General features: G+C 72.6%; 17 protein-coding genes. 10 read left to right on the forward strand and 7 right to left on the reverse strand.

The annotated features are described in order from the left end of the window. Positions 1-149: 149 nt before the first annotated feature. Together AMK10_RS01580 and AMK10_RS01585 are read left to right on the forward strand one after the other, a co-directional pair. A complete protein-coding gene (locus AMK10_RS01580) occupies positions 150-1,532 on the forward strand; it encodes a transcriptional regulator (protein WP_073744021.1) in 1,383 nt (460 codons plus the stop codon). Positions 1,533-1,692: 160 nt separating this feature from the next. Continuing rightward, entirely contained in the window at positions 1,693-3,249 is a 1,557-nt protein-coding gene (locus tag AMK10_RS01585) for a hypothetical protein (RefSeq protein WP_198959604.1), read from the forward strand. A 103-nt stretch (positions 3,250-3,352) separates the two neighbouring features. On the opposite strand, the gene AMK10_RS01590 is transcribed toward AMK10_RS01585, so the two are convergent. After that, positions 3,353-4,621, reverse strand: coding sequence for an ABC transporter substrate-binding protein (locus AMK10_RS01590; protein ID WP_073745969.1), 1,269 nt, complete (start codon positions 4,619-4,621; stop codon positions 3,353-3,355). A gap of 174 nt (positions 4,622-4,795) precedes the next feature. Between AMK10_RS01590 and AMK10_RS01595 the strand changes: the two genes are divergently transcribed. Together AMK10_RS01595 and purU are read left to right on the forward strand one after the other, a co-directional pair. After that, entirely contained in the window at positions 4,796-5,242 is a 447-nt protein-coding gene (locus AMK10_RS01595; protein WP_073744023.1) for an SCO4402 family protein, read from the forward strand. Between the two features lie 28 nt (positions 5,243-5,270). Then, positions 5,271-6,170, forward strand: coding sequence for a formyltetrahydrofolate deformylase (gene purU / locus AMK10_RS01600; RefSeq protein WP_073744025.1), 900 nt, complete (start codon positions 5,271-5,273; stop codon positions 6,168-6,170). A gap of 50 nt (positions 6,171-6,220) precedes the next feature. Here purU and AMK10_RS01605 read toward each other — a convergent pair whose 3' ends face one another. Together AMK10_RS01605 and AMK10_RS01610 are read right to left on the reverse strand one after the other, a co-directional pair. After that, positions 6,221-7,450: a zf-HC2 domain-containing protein gene (locus AMK10_RS01605; RefSeq protein ID WP_073744027.1), complete on the reverse strand. Its 1,230-nt coding sequence runs from the start codon at positions 7,448-7,450 to the stop codon at positions 6,221-6,223. After that, complete coding sequence (locus AMK10_RS01610) at positions 7,447-8,016, reverse strand: RNA polymerase sigma factor (protein ID WP_073744029.1); 570 nt, start codon at positions 8,014-8,016, stop codon at positions 7,447-7,449. The genes AMK10_RS01605 and AMK10_RS01610 overlap by 4 nt, the downstream gene beginning before the upstream one ends. 289 nt (positions 8,017-8,305) lie before the next feature. Between AMK10_RS01610 and AMK10_RS01615 the strand changes: the two genes are divergently transcribed. From AMK10_RS01615 to AMK10_RS01625, 3 genes are all read left to right on the forward strand, one after another. Next, the gene (locus tag AMK10_RS01615) at positions 8,306-8,680 is read left to right on the forward strand and encodes an STAS domain-containing protein (RefSeq protein WP_073744031.1); all 375 of its coding nucleotides are present in this window, start codon (positions 8,306-8,308) and stop codon (positions 8,678-8,680) included. Between the two features lie 93 nt (positions 8,681-8,773). Continuing rightward, positions 8,774-9,310 (forward strand): EF-hand domain-containing protein, encoded by a 537-nt coding sequence (locus AMK10_RS01620; protein ID WP_073744033.1) that lies wholly within the window; start codon positions 8,774-8,776, stop codon positions 9,308-9,310. A 551-nt stretch (positions 9,311-9,861) separates the two neighbouring features. Continuing rightward, the gene (locus tag AMK10_RS01625) at positions 9,862-10,332 is read left to right on the forward strand and encodes an ATP-binding protein (RefSeq protein WP_073744035.1); all 471 of its coding nucleotides are present in this window, start codon (positions 9,862-9,864) and stop codon (positions 10,330-10,332) included. A 112-nt stretch (positions 10,333-10,444) separates the two neighbouring features. Here the strand turns inward: AMK10_RS01625 and AMK10_RS01630 are convergent, their stop codons facing one another. Then, complete coding sequence (locus AMK10_RS01630) at positions 10,445-11,434, reverse strand: GlxA family transcriptional regulator (RefSeq protein WP_073744037.1); 990 nt, start codon at positions 11,432-11,434, stop codon at positions 10,445-10,447. A 62-nt stretch (positions 11,435-11,496) separates the two neighbouring features. Between AMK10_RS01630 and AMK10_RS01635 the strand changes: the two genes are divergently transcribed. From AMK10_RS01635 to AMK10_RS01645, 3 genes are all read left to right on the forward strand, one after another. Further along, positions 11,497-11,922: a ribosomal maturation YjgA family protein gene (locus tag AMK10_RS01635; RefSeq protein ID WP_073744039.1), complete on the forward strand. Its 426-nt coding sequence runs from the start codon at positions 11,497-11,499 to the stop codon at positions 11,920-11,922. A 66-nt stretch (positions 11,923-11,988) separates the two neighbouring features. Further along, the gene (locus AMK10_RS01640; protein ID WP_073744041.1) at positions 11,989-13,308 is read left to right on the forward strand and encodes an MFS transporter; all 1,320 of its coding nucleotides are present in this window, start codon (positions 11,989-11,991) and stop codon (positions 13,306-13,308) included. 83 nt (positions 13,309-13,391) lie between these two features. Beyond that, the gene (locus AMK10_RS01645) at positions 13,392-14,249 is read left to right on the forward strand and encodes a hypothetical protein (RefSeq protein ID WP_073744043.1); all 858 of its coding nucleotides are present in this window, start codon (positions 13,392-13,394) and stop codon (positions 14,247-14,249) included. 18 nt (positions 14,250-14,267) lie between these two features. On the opposite strand, the gene AMK10_RS01650 is transcribed toward AMK10_RS01645, so the two are convergent. The 3 genes from AMK10_RS01650 to htpX form a co-directional block, all read right to left on the reverse strand. Next, positions 14,268-15,455 (reverse strand): flavin-containing monooxygenase, encoded by a 1,188-nt coding sequence (locus tag AMK10_RS01650; RefSeq protein ID WP_073744045.1) that lies wholly within the window; start codon positions 15,453-15,455, stop codon positions 14,268-14,270. Between the two features lie 104 nt (positions 15,456-15,559). Beyond that, positions 15,560-16,153, reverse strand: a complete 594-nt coding sequence (gene pspAB, locus AMK10_RS01655; RefSeq protein WP_073744047.1) for a PspA-associated protein PspAB — start codon at positions 16,151-16,153, stop codon at positions 15,560-15,562. A gap of 9 nt (positions 16,154-16,162) precedes the next feature. Continuing rightward, positions 16,163-17,074: a zinc metalloprotease HtpX gene (gene htpX / locus AMK10_RS01660; RefSeq protein ID WP_073745971.1), complete on the reverse strand. Its 912-nt coding sequence runs from the start codon at positions 17,072-17,074 to the stop codon at positions 16,163-16,165. Positions 17,075-17,185: the final 111 nt, after the last annotated feature.

Raw genomic sequence — 17,185 nt, forward strand, 5'->3', positions numbered from 1 at the left:
GAGCAAGCGCACCGATCCGGGGGTAACCCCTTGCAGAACTGTGCCAACGCGCCACCACGTGTACCCGATGCAGATGAATATGCGCATTTCTTGTGCCGTGCCGGGCAGTGATGCCTCACCAGCTCACTGCGGTCCCAGGGGGAAAAAGAATGGCAGCCAGGCCTCTCGTCGCCCGTCAGCCGAACGAACGGCTCCAGACGCTCATCCAGGAGGCGGCGTGCTCCAACGCCGGTCTCGCACGACGGGTCAACATGGTCGGAGCCGAGCGGGGTCTCGACCTCCGCTACGACAAGACGTCCGTGGCCCGCTGGCTGCGCGGCCAGCAGCCACGCGGCAGGGCGCCCGGAATCATCGCCGAGGCGATCGGCCGCAAGCTCGGCCGCACGGTCACGATCGACGAGATCGGCATGGCCAACGGCAAGAGCCTCGCCTCGGGCGTCGGCCTGCAGTTCGCGCCCACCGTGCTCGGCGCGATCGAGCAGGTCTGCGAGCTGTGGCGCAGCGACGTGGGCCGTCGCGACCTGCTGTCCGGCTCCGCCGTGGCCGCGTCCGCGCTGGTCGAGCCCAGCCGTGACTGGCTGATCACGGGCGCCGACCCGCAGGTGGCCCGGACCGCCGGGAGCAGGGTCGGGACGGCGGACGTCGAGGCGGTGCGGGCGATGACGGCCGCGCTCGTCGACCTGGACCACCGCTTCGGCAGCGGGCACGTGCGGCCCGTCCTCGTGCACTACCTCAACAGCGTGGTGTCCGGGCTGCTTTCGGGGGCGTACCGCGAATCGGTCGGCCGTGAGCTCTTCGGCGCCGTCGCCCGGCTCACCGAGCTCGCCGGATACATGGCCGTCGACACCGGGCAGCCCGGGCTCGCCCAGCGGTACTACATCCAGGCGCTGCGCCTCGCCCAGGCCGCGGGCGACCGGGCGTACGGGGGCTATGTGCTCGCCGCGTCGATGAGCCACCTCGCCGCTCAGCTCGGCAACCCCCGGGAGATCGCCCAGCTGGCGCGGGCCGCTCAGGAGGGCGCCCGGGGCCGGGTCACCCCGCGCGCGGAGGCCATGTTCCACGCCGCCGAGGCCCGGGGCCACGCGCTCATGGGAGACGCCCGCACCTGCCAGGTGGCGGCGAGCCGTGCGCTGACCGCCCTGGAGCAGGCCGACCCGGACACCGGCGACGACCCGTCCTGGATCACGCACTTCGACGCCGGCTATCTCGCGGACGAGCTGGCGCACTGTCACCGCGACCTGGGGCAGGCCGAGCCCGCCGCCCGCCGCGCGAAGGAGGCCCTGGCCGCACTCCCGGAGTCCCGGGCCCGGCGCAGGGGCATCGGCCTGGTGCTCCTCGCCAGCGCGCAGGTGCAGCAGCGCGAGGTGGAGCAGGCGTGCCACACGGGGCTGCGGGCGATGGAGCTCCTGGGGACGGTGCGCTCCAGCCGGGGTGCGGAATATCTCGACGACCTCCAGCAGCGTCTGGAGCCGTTCGGGAACGAGCCCGCCGTCCGGGAGTTCGGAGCCAGACTGGAGCTCCAGGCCGCCTGACCGGGCGTCTTCGGCGAGTTGACCAGGAACAGCGTCGCGGGCGTGCTGCGCGTTACCGCAGTGTGGAGGGGTGGTGAGGGGCCTTGGGCGCTTGGCGTCGCGCTCGGGCCACCCGGTAGCGTGAGCCGACGATTCCATAGGTTGACACGTAGGAGTCCCGGTGACGCAGAGCGGACAGGGTGACGAGCGGCAGCTTCCCGCTGTACGGCCCGCGCACGAAGGTGTCGTGCTGCCCGCGGACGGTGGTGCCCCATGGACCCCGGGCGCGCCACCGGCCGCGCAGCCGGACCAGGCGGCGCCTGCGGGCGGCCGGCCGTGGGGCCAGCCCTGGGGGCCGCAGGCCACCCCGCAGGAGGGCCACGCGCCGGGGCAGCTGCCGCCCGAGCAGCAGGCGCCGGGTTCGTACGCACCCCAGCACGGCCAGTACCAGGCCCCGCAGCAGTCGTACGCACCCCAGGAGCAGCAGCACCAGCAAGGCGCGTACCAGCAGCACCAGCAGGACGCGTACCCGCAGCCGCAGACCTACGCCCAGCCGCTGCCGCCGGAGAACACCCCGGGCGCCGGCCAGGCCGGAGCGCAGGGCATGGGGCAGGGCGGGGACGCGGACGCCACGCAGTACATCGCGCCCGTGCCCGGCGGCTCCTTCCCCGGCGGGCTGCCGCCCGAGCGTCCCGCGGAATCCACCCAGTACCTGGGCCGGTCCGCCGCGTCCGAGCAGCCCTCCGACGCCGACGCCACCCAGTACATACCCCCGGTGCCCGGCGGCGCTCCGTACGGCATCCGTCCCGGGGCCCCGGGCGACCGGCAGCCGCCCGCGGAGTTCGACAGCCTCTTCCGCAGCGAGGAGCCCGCCGGCGCCACGCAGCAGATGCCCCGCTTCGACCCCGGGCAGCAGCAGGCCCAGCAGCAGCACCGGCCCTACCAGGCGCAGCAGCCGCAGAGCGCGCAGCCCTACCAGTCGGGCCTGCAGAACCTCCAGGGCGGACAGGGCGGACAGGGCGGACCCGGCGGCCAGGCCGGGCACGGAGGCCACGGCGGTCACGGCGGCTACGGCGCTGACGAGCCCGACCAGGGCCACGGCCCGCAGCGCAGACGGTCCCCGCACATCCCGCTGATCGCCGCGGTCGTCATCGGCTGCGCCGTCATCGGTCTCGGCGCGGGCGCGCTGCTGAGCGGCGGCGACGAGAGCCCGGACGACAAGCAGCCGGTGGCCTCCCGGAGTTCGTCCGCCGCGGAGCCCACCGAGGCGGCGGCCGACCCCGCGAAGCCGCAGGCGGAGGCGCTCGACAAGCTCCTCGCGGACAGCAACAACAGCCGTGCCGCGGTGATCAGCGCCGTCGAGAAGATCAGGGGCTGCCGGGCGCTGGACCAGGCCGAGACCGACCTGACGGGCGCGGCCACGCAGCGACGCAGCCTCGTCACCAGGCTGGAAGCGCTGAGCGTCGACCAGCTTCCCGACCACGAGCAGCTGAAGACCTCGCTGACGAAGGCCTGGCAGGCGTCGGCCGAGGCCGACGACCACTACGCCGCGTGGGCCCGCCAGGCGAAGGACGACAAGAAGGTCTGCAAGGGCGGCAAGGCCCGCACGACGGACGAGACGAACAAGGGCAACGCCTCCAGCAGCGACGCCACCATCCAGAAGCGCAAGGCCTCGGGGCTGTGGAACTCCATCGCGCGCAAGTACACGCTGACGGAGCGCGCCCCGACGCAGCTCTGACGCGACGGCCTCCGGCCCCGGACGCCACGGGAGCCGGAGGCCGACGAGCGTGCGGCGCGCCGGACACCGTGGCCCGCCGGGCCCCGTGGTCCGCCGTCCTGCGTCAGACGCCGGAGCCGGCGTTCACGAGCGTCTCCGTGATGTCCACGAAGCCCTTCTTCGCGGACGTGAGACGCCCGTCACGGACCACCTGGAACGTCACCCGCCCATTGACGATGCGCCCGTAGGCGGCCGTGCCCACCATGTCCTGGAAGCGCCAGCGCAGGACCGGCGTCAGGCCGCCGGTGTCCACCTCGGTGCCGCGGTTGAGGCTGACGGAGACACCGCCCGCCGTGATCGAGGACTCGTCCATCGCCTCGATGACCGCCTTGAGCACGGTGTAGGCGATCCAGGTCGTCTGCACGCCCGTGTCCTCGGGATCGATCCGGTTGTCCTTGAAGGCGTACGTGTCGATCACCTGACGCATCTCGTCCCAGCGGGCGTCGCCCGAGTCCGGGTACCAGCCGGTGACGAGGGCCCCCTCGAAGGGGCTGTTCCGGCCGCCCGAGCGGTCGATGAGGCCCTGGCCCACACTGCCCAGCACGGACGAGATCCGTACTTCGTCGTCCTTCGACTCCAGCCGGCGGAAGGAGTCGAAGAACGTCCCCGTGCCCTTGCCGAGCACCGCCGTCACACAGCCGCCGCCGGCCTGCTCCAGCGCCTTGGCCGCCTGGGAGTCGTACGACGTGGCCTCCTCGGGCGCGCTGATGTCGTAGGACGCGGGCCGGTTGCTCCGGCTGAGGCTCGCGTCGAGGAGCCCGGGCAGCGTGTCGCCGACCAGGGTGTCGGGCCGCACCAGCGAGACCCGCTCGCAGTCGGCCGCGAGCTGCTCCCCGTTGCCCGCGACGAGCGCGGGCTGGCCGCCGTTGACGGGGTAGGACAGATAGCTGGTGAACTCGTCGGCCGAGGCGCCGTAACCGCCGATGTACGGGATTCCGGCGGACTCCAGCGGGGCCAGGAACGCCCGCCCGTATCTGCTGTACGAGCCGACGACCGCCGCCACGTCCTCGTCCGCCGCCCGCCGGGCGCACTTCGAGGCCCCGCTCGCGGTGTCCTGTTCGTTGCAGGTGAGCACGCGGAGCTCGTGGCCGTCGATCCCGCCCTGCTCGTTGATCCAGCGGGCGTAGGTCCGCGCCATGGCCGGCATGCCGGCCATGTTCACGGTGTCGGCTCCGGTGGTGTCGGGGGCCCAGGTCATCACGGTGACGGGCTCCCTGGAGCCCCCCGAGGCTCCAGGGAGTACACCGCAGCCGGATATCAGCAGTGCCCCGGCCGCCACCGATGTGAGGAGCTTGTAGGGGCGGGGGGAGGAGAGGCGTCGCCATCCGGTCATGGGCATGAACTTTTGCGGCTCACGGGTAACGCCGCAGTGTGCGCCGGTCAACGCATGGTGACGTACAGGTGAATTGCGGGGGGCCGCGCACGGCCGCCGGAGGGGAACGTACGATCGACAACCGTGCAGCAAGGTTCGGAGAACACTTCCCGTCGCGGCCGTCGCTCCTCCACCATGGGCGGCATGCCGCTCAACGACATGCCGTGGTGGCGCTGGCGCAGCAACGTGCGCTCGGCGCTGCACATGCTCTCCGACCCCGTCTTCCACCACGAGTGCTGGCTGGCCGGCCGGGAGGGGTACGGCGACGTCACCGACGCCGTGTACCGCCTGGTCGAGGACACCTGGCTCGACAACTGGTCCGCCGAGAAGTACGTCGGCACGATCTTCCGCGACTCGGCCGAGGCCGCCCTCGTGGACGTCGCCGCCCTGCGGGTGCTGCGCATCATGCACCAGACGGGCGCGGACGCCCCCGTATCCGCCTATCTGGAACACCCGGGCTGGGGCGAGGCGGTCATGGCCGCCCGCGAAGCCCATGTGATGCTCGCCACCAATGACGCGGAGGACCCCGACACCCCGCCGCGCTCCCTGGACGTGCTCCGCATCATGACCAGATCGGCGTGACCTCCGGGCGGTGTGGCACCCTACGGGGATGACCGCGCCGCAGCCTGCCGAATCCGTAACCGCTGCCTCGGACGCCACCGCCGAGCAGTACGTCCTCACGCTCTCCTGCCCCGACAAGCAGGGCATCGTGCACGCCGTGTCGAGCTATCTCTTCATGACCGGCTGCAACATCGAGGACAGTCAGCAGTTCGGCGACCACGACACCGGTCTCTTCTTCATGCGCGTCCACTTCTCGGCGGACGCCACGGTCACCGTGGACAAGCTGCGGGCCAGCTTCGCCGCGATCGGGGACTCCTTCCGGATGGAGTGGCAGATCCACCGCGCGAGCGACCGCATGCGCATCGTGCTGATGGTCAGCAAGTTCGGGCACTGCCTGAACGACCTGCTGTTCCGCTCCCGCACCGGTGCGCTGCCCGTCGAGATCGTGGCGGTCGTCTCCAACCACACGGAGTTCGCCGAGCTCGTCGCCTCGTACGGAGTGCCCTTCCGGCACATCCCCGTGACCAGGGACAACAAGCCGGAGGCCGAGGCGCAGCTGCTGGAGCTGGTGCGGAGCGAGAACGTCGAACTGGTCGTCCTGGCGCGCTACATGCAGGTGCTCTCGGACGATCTCTGCAAGCAGCTGAGCGGCCGGATCATCAACATCCACCACTCCTTCCTGCCGAGCTTCAAGGGTGCGAAGCCGTACCACCAGGCGCATGCGCGCGGGGTGAAGCTGATCGGCGCGACGGCGCACTACGTGACCGCCGACCTCGACGAGGGGCCGATCATCGAGCAGGAGGTCGAGCGCGTCGGCCACGGCGTCACGCCGGACCAGCTCGTCGCCGTCGGCCGCGACGTGGAGTGCCAGGCGCTGGCCCGCGCGGTCAAGTGGCACGCGGAGCGGCGCATCCTGCTCAACGGCCGCCGCACGGTCGTCTTCGACTGAGACCCGAAGGCCCCGGGACCCGGCGGACGGCCCTCAGGGAGCCGCCGGGCTCACAGCCGGCTCAGGGAGGCCGCCGCGCACAGGACGTCGTGGATCGCCTCGCGGTCGCCCTCCTGGCCGGCCGCCGCCTCGACCGGCGGCACGTGCCCGGCGACCAGCCGGCAGAACTCCACCCCGTCCAGGGCGACCTGCGCGACCGTGTGGGCGGGGGAGCCGAGGGCGGCGGGCGAGTCCAGCGCGATGTACCAGTCGCCGCCGCCGCGGCCCTCGACCTCCAGATGGAGCGAGCGCCCCGGCCTCCCCGCCGTGACCAGATGCCTGGCCGGTGCGGCGAGCCCCGCACGGCGCCGTTCGGCGAGGGTCGCGGGGAGCAGCCGGGCCGCCAGGTCGATCATCCCGTGGAGGTGGGCGGCGGCGGGCGGCTCGTAGGGATAGTCCACGGCGTTCGCGATGTCACCGCCGTGCACCCAGCACTCGAAGGCCCTCTCCAGGAGCGAGTCCTGCAGCGGGAGGGCGAAGTCGCCGTAGGGGACGGAGAGCTCCGCGACACCGCGGCCGGCGAACGAGACCGTACGGACGAGCGCGTGGCTCTGCTCCCGCCACGGCTCCCGCACGGTCCGGGTCGGCGGCCGGTGGGCGGACGACCAGTAGTGCTCGGTGCGCTCGGTCGCCGAGGCCGGCTTCTCGCCCCTGCCGAGCGGGTCGTCCAGGCCGAGCGCCGCGGACACCAGGCCGTCGACGGCCATCAGATGACCGATGACCCCGGCGACCGTCGTCTTGCGGTTCACCTGGCGCTCGCCCTCGAACCACCTCAGACGCACCGGGGCGTGCCACTCCGAGTCGCCTATGTCACGCAGCAGCGCGTCGAGCCTGGCGGTCTCCGCGTCGTACGGAGCGGCCCAGGCGGGCACGGGAATACGCGGCGGTCGCCGCCCCAGACAGCCCTCCAGGACGCGGGACCTGAGCATCGGGTCCAGGTCCAGGGTGCCGTCGGTGTGCAGCAGGCCCACCGCGTCGCGCAGCCGCAGCGCCTCGTCCGCGCAGGGGGCGCACATGGTGAGGTGGTCCTCGACCGCCGCGGTCTCCTCGGCGGAGCAGGCGGCCAGGGCCCAGGCGCCGAGCAGAGACTTGAGCACCTTGTGGGTGAGTGGCTGACCTGAGCCCCCGGGCAGGACCGGCGGCAGCTGCTCGCGGTCGTCAGCGGCCGCCCGGGGGCCGGGTATGCGCCGTTCGACCGGCTGCTCTCCGTCGCGGGCCTCGCCGCTCCTGTCCTCGTTCACGGTGTCGGTCCGTATCCCGGAGGCGCGGTGTCCGCCGACGGCCGGGTGTTCGCGGTGGAGAGCAGCTGGAGCCCGAGCCGCAGCCGGCGCCTCGCCTCGTCCCCGGTGACGCCGAGGTCGGACGCGGCCTGGCGGTAGTCCCTGCGCTGTACGTACGCGAGCTCCAGGGCGGCGCGCAGGGGAGCGGGCATGGAGGCGACGATGTAGTCGGCGCGGGCCGCGGCGGTGGCCCTGAGCACCCGGTGCTCGAGCTCCTCGGCGTCCTGCCCCTCGGCCCCTTCGTGCTCCCCGCGCAGCCGCAGCACGGACCGGCGGTGGGTGAGCCGTGCCACCCAGGAGCGCATCGAACCGTGCTTGGGGTTGTAGGCGTCCGGGTTCTCCCAGACGTAGCAGAAGACCTCGCGGGTCACCTGGTCCGCGGCGTCCTCGTCGTCGAGCATCCGGTGGGCCTGGCTGTGCACGAGGGCGGCGAAGCGGTCGTAGAGCTCGCCGAGAGCCGCCGCCTCGCCCCGCGCCAGCCGCTGCTGCATGCGGCGGTCCCAGCGCGGTGGTGCGTCTTTCGCCATCGAGCCCCCAGCCCTGTTCCCCTCGTCACGTCGAAATGTAGTCGGCGACATCGGCCGTGCACGTACCTTTGCGACAAGTACGTCCCCTCAGTGGCGTTGAATGATAAGGAATGAACGGCGCCTTGCCATTTCATGGCCGCGTAAACGATCCTGAAGTGATCATTTCTGGAGGAATCGCGTACGGGCCCGATGTGCCGAACGGTGTTTCGCCGGAGCCCAGGGGGGCAGCCGCGAGGAGGAACGGTAACTTCCGGATCCTCCGGAATCCCCGGACGAGAGGCCGAGTCGCGTGACGCTGAAGGTGTACGAGACCGAGCAGGACGCGTGGACCGTGCTGCGCATCCACGGCGAGCTCGATCTCGTGAGTTCACCCGTCGTGCGCCAGTCCGTCCACGGAGCGGTGGCCGCGGGCCGCCACGACGTGGTCCTCGACCTCTCGGGCGTCCTCTTCTGCGACTCCAGCGGTGTCGGCGTCCTGATCGCCTCCCGGCGCCTCATGAAGTCCTGCGGCGGCCGGCTCCGGCTCATCCTCCCGGCCCGCGGAGCGGTGGACGGCTCGCACGTCAACAAGGTGCTCGGCGCCCTCGGGGTACGCCGGCTCTTCGACGTCTACCCCGACGCGGACGCGGCGACCGACGAGGGATCCGAGCCGCTCACCGCCTGACACCCGCCCGCCGCACCGGCGGCGTACGAGGTTGTCACATCACTGATGGACAGCGGTGACACGTGACGCCCTTCGGCGTCGTACGCTCCCCGCATGGACAGCGCAGAGTACGAGCGCAAGATCGCGCACCGCTTCGCCGCCTTCGACCAGGACGGCAACGGCTACATCGATCGCGCCGATTTCAACGCCGCCGCGGCCCGTCTGCTCACCGAGTTCGGTACGAAGGCCCGCTGCGACAGGGGCCAGGCCCTCTACACGGGTGCCGAGGCCTTCTGGCAGGGCATGGCGGGCATCGCCGATGTGGACGGGGACCAGCGTGTCAACCGGGAGGAGTTCGTCGGCGGGGCGGTGAAGCGGCTGCGGGACAGCCCCGGGCGCTTCGCGGAGATCGCGCGCCCCTTCCTGCGGGCGGCGATCGCCGTCGCGGACGGCGCCGACCTCGAGGGCCACGCGCCCGCCTCGGCGCCGGTCGCCGCCGTGGAGCGCGCCCTGAGGGTGCTGGGCGCCGCCGACGACGTCGCGAGCGTCGCCGCCCGGAGTCTGGACACCGACCAGGACGGCCGGATCGCGGAAACGGAAGCGGTCGCCGCCTTCTCCGCCTACTTCACCGTGATCGAGCCGGACGCGTAGCCGCCCGCGCACAACACGCCCAACGACGCGAGCAGTTCGCGCACTTCCACGGCCCGGCCCGGGGTGACCCGGGGCCGGGCCGCGGTGCTGTCGCAGCGCCGTCGTGCCTGACCGGGGGCGTACGGAAGGTGCCCGGGGAGTGACACAGCGCATCCGGTGACCATATGCGCCCCGGGTGCGGGCGGTCACCGGGCGGAGTCGCGCGGTCCGGCTCGGGTACGCTCCGTTGGATGCGAGTGGCACTGGAACCGGAGGATCCGGGTGCGGCCCCTGCGGGCGCCCCGGTCGGCGAACGGTGCCCTGCTCGCGACCCACGGAGCTGCGCGGGGCCTGCCGGGGGCACGTTTCCCGGGGCGCCGACGCGCTTCTGTTCGACTCTCCGCAGCACGCGTCGCACAGTATGGACCACGCGTACTCCTTCGCGCTGGAATATGCCCGAAGCGCTTGTTGCGGTGACTGTACGTCAACCATGCTGTCTCGCAGGGGAGTCACGTTCCGTGACCCCGAGGAGGCGCGAGGCGATGTGTCCGCCGGTTCGGATGGTGTGAGCGGTGCAGGTGCTTCAGGTTCAGCTGGAGGTCGGGGCGGATCCCGCAGAGGTCGGGCGGGCCCGCAGATGGGCGCGGTCGCGGCTGATCGGGTCCGGGTTGGAGGACGACGAGCCACTCGCGGAGACGCTGATCCTGCTGATCTCCGAGCTCGTCACCAACGCGGTGGTCCACACGGGCTGTCCGGCCGTGCTGCGGATGCTGTTCGGCACGGCGGGCCCGGCGGGTTCCCCGGGGTCGACGGGGACGGTGAGGGTCGAGGTGGCCGACACCAGCACCCGCCCGCCCCAGCCCCGTCACGCGGAGGGCGAGGACACCGGCGGGCGCGGACTGGAGTTGGTGGACGGCCTGGCCGACCGCTGGGGCTGGCAGCCCGAGGGCGCGGGGAAGCGGATCTGGTGCGAGGTGGACCGGGGCGGCCCGGTGATGGTCCCGGCGATCCAGGAGCAGCCCGGCGACCGGGCCCGCCTCTGAGGCGGTGCCTCCGGTCCGGGGTCGCGGGTTGTGCCGGAGCCCGGCCCCGCGAACGCCGCGATCCCGGCCGCGAACGCCGTGATGCCGGTGCCCTGTCCCGGAGCCCCGTGCCTCACCTTCCGGCGGACGCCGATCGGAACGTCCGTCGGTAGACGGTGGGCGAGACCCCCAGCGTGGCCTGCATGTGCTGCCGCAGGGAGGTCGCCGTACCGAAGCCCGCGTCGTGTGCCACCTGGTCGATCGACAGGTCCGACGACTCCAGCAACTGCCGGGCCCGCTCCACCCGCTGCTGGGTGAGCCACTGTCCCGGACTGACACCGACCTCCTCGCGGAAGCGCCGGGTGAAGGTGCGCACGCTCATCGACTCCAGCCGCGCCAGGTCGCGCAGCAGGATCGGCTGCTCCAGCCGCCCCAGCGCCCAGGCCCGCGCGCTCGTCGTCGTCGCGGACCTCGGCTCGGGGACGGGCCGGCTGATGTACTGCGCCTGGCCGCCGTCCCGGTGCGGGGGCACGACGGTGCGGCGGGCGACGTCGTTGGCGACGGCGGTGCCGTGGTCGCGGCGCACGATGTGCAGGCAGAGATCGATCCCGGCGGCCACTCCGGCGGAGGTCAGCACGTCGCCGTCGTCGATGAACAGGACGTCCGGATCGACGTGGATCTTCGGGAAGAGCCGCTGGAAGTGATCGGCCGAGGACCAGTGCGTGGTGGCGGGGCGCCCGTCGAGAAGTCCGGCCGCCGCGAGGACGTAGCCGCCCGTGCAGATGGAGACCATCCGGGTGCCCGGCCTGATGTACCCGAGCGCATCGGCCAGTTCGCCGGTGAGCCGGCCCTCCTCGTGGACGGGGCCCAGCTCGTACGAGGCCGGGACGACGACCGTGTCGGCGGCGGCCAGCGCCTCGGGGCCGTGCTCGACCACGATGCTGAAGTCCGCGTCGGTGCGGACCTCGCCCGGCGGGCGCACGGAACAGGTCACGACCTCGTACAGGCTCCCGGAGCCGTCGGACGGCTCCAGGTCGCGCGCCCGGCCGAAGATCCGCTGCGGAATACCCAGTTCGAAGGGGATCACCCCGTCCAGCGCGAGGACGACCACGCGGTGGCGCATACGGACTCCCGTTCTCCCGCGGATTCAGTGCTACCGGGTACGGCCTGATAAACGTACCGGTCATGAACGAGAAGCCGACCGCGAGCGCGGTTGTTCCCCCGGCTCGGGCCGTCCGCGCGGCGGCGGTGGCCGCGGCCGTCGTGACCGTGGCGGCGGGCCTCGGTGTGCGCGCGACGGCGGGCGGGGACGCGGCGAAGTACGCGGGCGACGCCCTCTACACGGTGCTGATCCACACCCTCGTGGTCCTCCTCGCACCCCGGGTGCGGCCACTGACCGCCGCGGGAGCCGCCCTGGCCGTCAGCTGGGTGGTGGAGCTGGCCCAGCTCACCGGCGTACCGGCCGATCTGGCCCGGCGGAGCACGGTGGCACGGCTGGTGCTCGGCTCCACGTTCAACGCCCCGGACCTGCTCTGGTACGCCGTGGGGGCAGCCCTCGCCTGGGCCGTCCACCGCCGGACGGTGCGCGGGGGCTCCCTCGCGCAGTTCTGACCGCGGTGGCCCGATCCCTTCGAAGGGTGTCCTCCAGGCCACTCGTCCGGGGCTTCCGCCGCCCGGATGCTGGAGCGCGTGACCCAGACAACCGACAGCGTGGCCGTCTCCGCCGCCCCGCCCCGTCCCTCACGCCGCCGCATCCACCGCGCGTGGATCGTCGCCGCCGTCACCTTCGTGACGATCATCGGCGGCGCCGCCTTCAACTCCCTGCCCGGCCTGCTCATCGACCCCCTCCACTCGGAGTTCGGCTGGTCGCGCGGCGAGATCGGTCTCGCCGTCTCCATCGACATGGCGCTGTACGGGCTGACCGCGCCGTTCGCCGCGGCGCTGATGGACCGGTTCGGCATCCGCCGGGTCGTGGTCGTCGCCCTCAGCGCGGTGGCGGCCGGGGCACTGGCGAGCGTCTGGATGACGGCGTCCTGGCAGCTGATGCTCTACTGGGGCCTGCTCGTCGGCCTGGGCACCGGCTCGATGGCCATGGCCTTCTCGGCGACCGTCACCAACCGCTGGTTCGTGGCCCGCCGGGGGCTGGTGACCGGCATCCTCACCGCGGCCGGAGCCTCGGGACAGCTGGTCTTCCTCCCGCTGTGCGCCTGGATCGTCGACGAGCACGGCTGGCGCCCCGCCTCGGTGACCGTCGCCCTGGCGGCCCTCGTCGTCGTCCCGTTCGTCTGGCTCCTGATGCGCGACCATCCGGCCGACGTGGGCCTCGCCCCCTACGGTGGCGCGTACGTGGAGAAGCCGGCCCCCGCGCGGGGCGCCGCGAGACGCACCGTGCGCGTCCTGTTCGACGCGGCCCGCACAGGCCCCTTCTGGCTGCTGGCCGGATCGTTCGCCATCTGCGGTGCCTCCACCAACGGCCTGATCCGCACCCACTTCGTTCCCTCCGCCCACGACCACGGCATGGCGATCACCGCGGCGGCCTCGCTGCTCGCCGTGATCGGGATCTTCGACATCATCGGCACGGTCTTCAGCGGCTGGCTCACCGACCGCTTCGACGCCCGCAGGCTGCTGGCCGTCTACTACGGGCTGCGCGGGATCTCGCTGCTCTTCCTGCCCATGCTGCTGGCCCCCTCGGTGCACCCGCCGATGGTCTTCTTCATCGTCTTCTACGGACTCGACTGGGTCGCCACGGTCCCGCCGACCATGGCCCTGTGCCGGGAGCAGTACGGCGAGGACAGCGCGATCGTCTTCGGCTGGGTCCTGGCCTCGCACCAGGTGGGCGCCGCCCTGGTCGCCTTCCTCGGGGGTGTGGCCCGCGATGTGACGGGCTCCTACGACCTGGTCTGGTACGCCTCGGGTGCCCTGTGCGCGACGGCCGCCCTGATGGCCCTTGTGATCCGCAGGCAGCCGGAGGACCGGCCGGCGACCCTGGCCGCCTGAACCCCGGCCGGACGGGACCGCTACCGTGCTCCTTCTCCGGCGGACGGGTGGGGCTGATGCGGAGATATGGGCCTTCCGGGGCGATGGCGCCCGAAGGCACCGCGGCGATGCTGGTCTGCGCCGTGCAACTGGGCGCGGCGCTCGCCGGCTGGCTGGTGGTGCAGCTGGGCCGGACCGACGAGTACGGGAGGCCGCCCTACGCACCGCTCGGGCTGCTGTGCGTGTGCGTCTTCGGTCCGCCGCTCCTGCTGTTCCTCGGAGCGGTGCACACCGCCCTGATGACGATGCCGTCCGATCTGGTGGCCCAAGCCCTCGCCCGCCGTGCGAAGGGCGCGCTGTGGCAGTGGCGTTGCGCGGCCCCGGTCGTCATCGGAGCGGCGTACGCGGCGGCGCTCGCCGCGGCCGGCGCCCCGTTCCTGTCCTGCTGGGCCGCGATCACGGCGAGCGCCGCCCTGCCGCTGCTGTGCGTCGCACGGTTCCGCAGGGGCGAGGAACGGCGCGGACGGCCGTACAGCCTGGGCGAGGTGTTGTTCCGGGTGCTGCCCGCCGGCCTCCTGCTCACCGTGGCCGTTGCGGTGGCCTGCGGGGGCGCGCTCCACACCGGAGTCATCGGGGACTACGCACCCCCGCGTCCCTCGAAGGAGGCCATGGCCGGGGTCTGGGCGAGCGAGGACGGGCCGGCCGAGGTCGTTCTGCGCGCGGACGGTGGGGCGGTGCTGACCGCGATGCCGTACGACGGCTGGGAGAGGGAGGGGCGCTGCGACGGCACGGGGACGTGGAGCTACGCCGCCGGGGCGGTCGAGTTCGACGTCGCCGGAGAGGACTGCCAGGTGGGCGCGTGGACCGTGGGAGGGACCGCGGAACGGCCCGAGCTGTACGTCCTGTTCGGCGATCCGGACGCCGGGGACGTCCGGATACTCGTCCAGCAGGCCGCCCCCTGAGGCCCCTCGCTCCCGCCGTCAGCCGGCCGAGGCCAGCTTCTTGGCTATCCTCCGCGCGTCCAGGGCGATTTCGCGGAGCATGCCGCTGATCGGATTGGTGAACCCGGTGAAGTACAGGCCGGGTGCCCGCTCCGGTGCGCGGGCACCGTGCACCACGGGCCGGCCCCGGGAGTCGAGTACACCGAGGTGGCCCACCAGGGGTTCCAGGGCGCGTTCGTAGCCGGTCGCCGCGATCACCACGTCGGGCGTGATCCGGGTGCCGTCCGCCAGGACCACCGCGTCCCCGTCGAACGACTCGACGGCCGCCACGGGGACCACGCGGCCGGTCTTCACCGCGTCGATCAGGCCGACGTCCTGAATCGGGATCGCCCCCTGCTTGACCCTGCTGTACAGGCCGGTGTCCGGGCGGGGCAGGCCCTGGGCGGCCAGGTCGGGGACGGCGACCCTGCTCAGGAGGCGCCCCGCGCGGTCGACGAGCCCGACCGGCAGCCTGCGGACCAGCACCGCGGTCGCCTGCGCGGGCCAGCCGGCCGTGGAGCGGCGCACGATGTGCGGGGTCGTGCGGACCGCGATCCGCACCCGGGAGGCACCGCCCTCGACCAGGTCGACGGCGATCTCCGCCCCGGTGTTGCCGATCCCGGCCACCAGGACGTCCTTGCCCGCGTACGGCGCCGGGGCGCGGTACTCCGCCGCGTGCAGCAGCTCGCCGGTGAAGCCCTCGCGGCCGGGCCACGCGGGTGTCCTCGGGGTGTGGTTGAAGCCGGTGGCCACGACGACCGCGCGCCCGGTGAGCACCCGCCCGCCGGTCGCGTCCAGCTGCCAGCCGGTGCCGTCCGGCGTCCGGCCGATCCGGGTCACCTCGACGCCCGTGACGACTTCCAGCTCGTGGTGCTCGGCGTACTTCTCCAGGTAGCGCACCATGTCCGCGCGCGAGACCCAGCGCCCGAACCTGCGGGGCATCGCCAGCCCGGGCAGCGCGGACCAGCGCCGGGTCGTGTGCAGGTGCAGCCGCTCGTAGTGGCGGCGCCAGGACGCCCCGACGTGCTCGGACTTCTCCAGCACCACCGCGCGTACGCCCTGTTCCCGCAGGGCCGCGGCGGCGGCGAGACCGCCCGGGCCGCCGCCGATCACATAGACCGGCCGGCCGTCGGTGCGGTCGATGGAGTCGGGCAGGGCGTCACCGGAGGTGGAGGTGGGTTCGGGCATGGTTCGGAGCGTAATAGGACATGGACATGATGGGTCCCGGTTCGGGTGGGAATCGGTTGCGAAATGATCACGGGTGCCGGCCGCGCGGCCCGGGCGGCCGTGGTTCAGAGACCGGGCGCGCCCCACACCGGGAACCAGCGCGAGAGGTCGCTCTCCACCCGCAGGTCGTCGCCCAGCACCGCCCGCACCTGGAGTTCCAGCTCGTTGTCGCGCCTCTCCCCGCCGCCCGGGGCGGGGGCGAACGGATAGAAGGTGCCGCGCTTGTAGAGGTAGACCAGCGCGAGGACACGGCCCTGCGGGTTGCGGAAGCCGATCATCGAGCAGAGCAGATGCGGGCCGAAGCCGCCGTCCCGCAGCAGGGTGTTGACCGCATGCAGGTCGTTGACCAGGGCCGCCGTACCGTCGGCGCTGCCGGGCTCCTGGCGGGCGAGGAGCCAGGTGTAGCCGTAGGCGTCCCGGCTGAACTCCACGGGGATGCCGCCCCGCTCCGTGTCCGCGTCGAGCAACTCCCGTACGTCCTCCCGGATGCGGGCGAACGTGCCGCCCTCCACCCCCGCGAAGCACACCGAGCCGGTCCCGGTCGGGGTGAAGCCCGTCCCCGCCTGGACGGTCAGCGCGGCGGAGGGCACCGCGAAGAGCTGGTCGAGATCGGGGCGGACCGGCTTGCTGCGGCCCAGGATGCTGTCGAGCAGGCCCACGGGGACTCCTTACGGGCGGGACAGGCCGGCGGAGATACGGGCCAGCTGGTCCAGCCGCTGTTCGAGGGTCGGGTGCGAGGAGAGCAGCCGGCCGAGGCCCTCCTTGGCGGCGAAGGCCGGCACGAAGTAGAAGGCGTTGTACGGCTCGGCCTTCCGCAGGTCCTCCGTCGGAATCCTGGCCATCTGCCCGCTCACCTTCGTCAGGGCGGAGGCGAGCGCCGAGGGGCGGCCGGTGAGCAGGGCGGCCGTGCGGTCGGCCGAGAGCTCGCGGTAGCGGGAGAGCAGCCGGGTCAGCAGGAAGCTCAGGGCGTAGACGACCGCGCTGATCAGCGGGATGAGCATGACGATGATGCCGGCGGGGTCGTTGCCCCGGCTGTTGCGGGCGAAGCCGCCCCAGAGGGCGACCCGGGTGACGATCCCGGCCAGCACCCCGAGGAAGGACGCGATCGTCATCACGGCCACATCGCGGTGCGCGACGTGCGACATCTCGTGGGCCAGTACGCCTTCGAGCTCCTCCGGCTCCAGTCTGCGCAGCAACCCGGTCGTGGCGCAGACCAGGGCGGTCTTCTCGCTCCGCCCGGTCGCGAAGGCGTTCGGGACGTCGCTCTGCGCGATGGCCACCCGGGGCTTAGGCATGTCGGCGAGCGCGCAGATCCGGTCGATCGCCCCGTGCAGCTCGGGCGCCTCCTCCGGCGTGACCTCGCGGGCGCCCATGCCGTACGCCGCGATGCGGTCGCTGAACCAGAACTGGGCGATGAACAGACCGCCCGTGATGACCAGGATCACCGGCCACGAACCCCGCAGGACGGCGAGGAGCACGCCCACCAGGACCACGTACAGCAGACCGATGAAGAACATGGTGCTCACCATGCGTGCGGTCAGGCCGCGGTCCGGGGCGTAGCGTGAACGGGCTCGTGCCATGGGGACCTCCAGCGGATTCATCCGCCTCCCATGATGCCCCTTTCATGTGAAAACCGGATGAAAGTCCGATTCGGGGTCTCCGGGGGCAGGTGCAGGGCCGCAGTACAGATC

The sequence above is a fragment of the Streptomyces sp. CB02058 genome, from assembly GCF_001905505.1.
GTDB lineage: Bacteria > Actinomycetota > Actinomycetes > Streptomycetales > Streptomycetaceae > Streptomyces.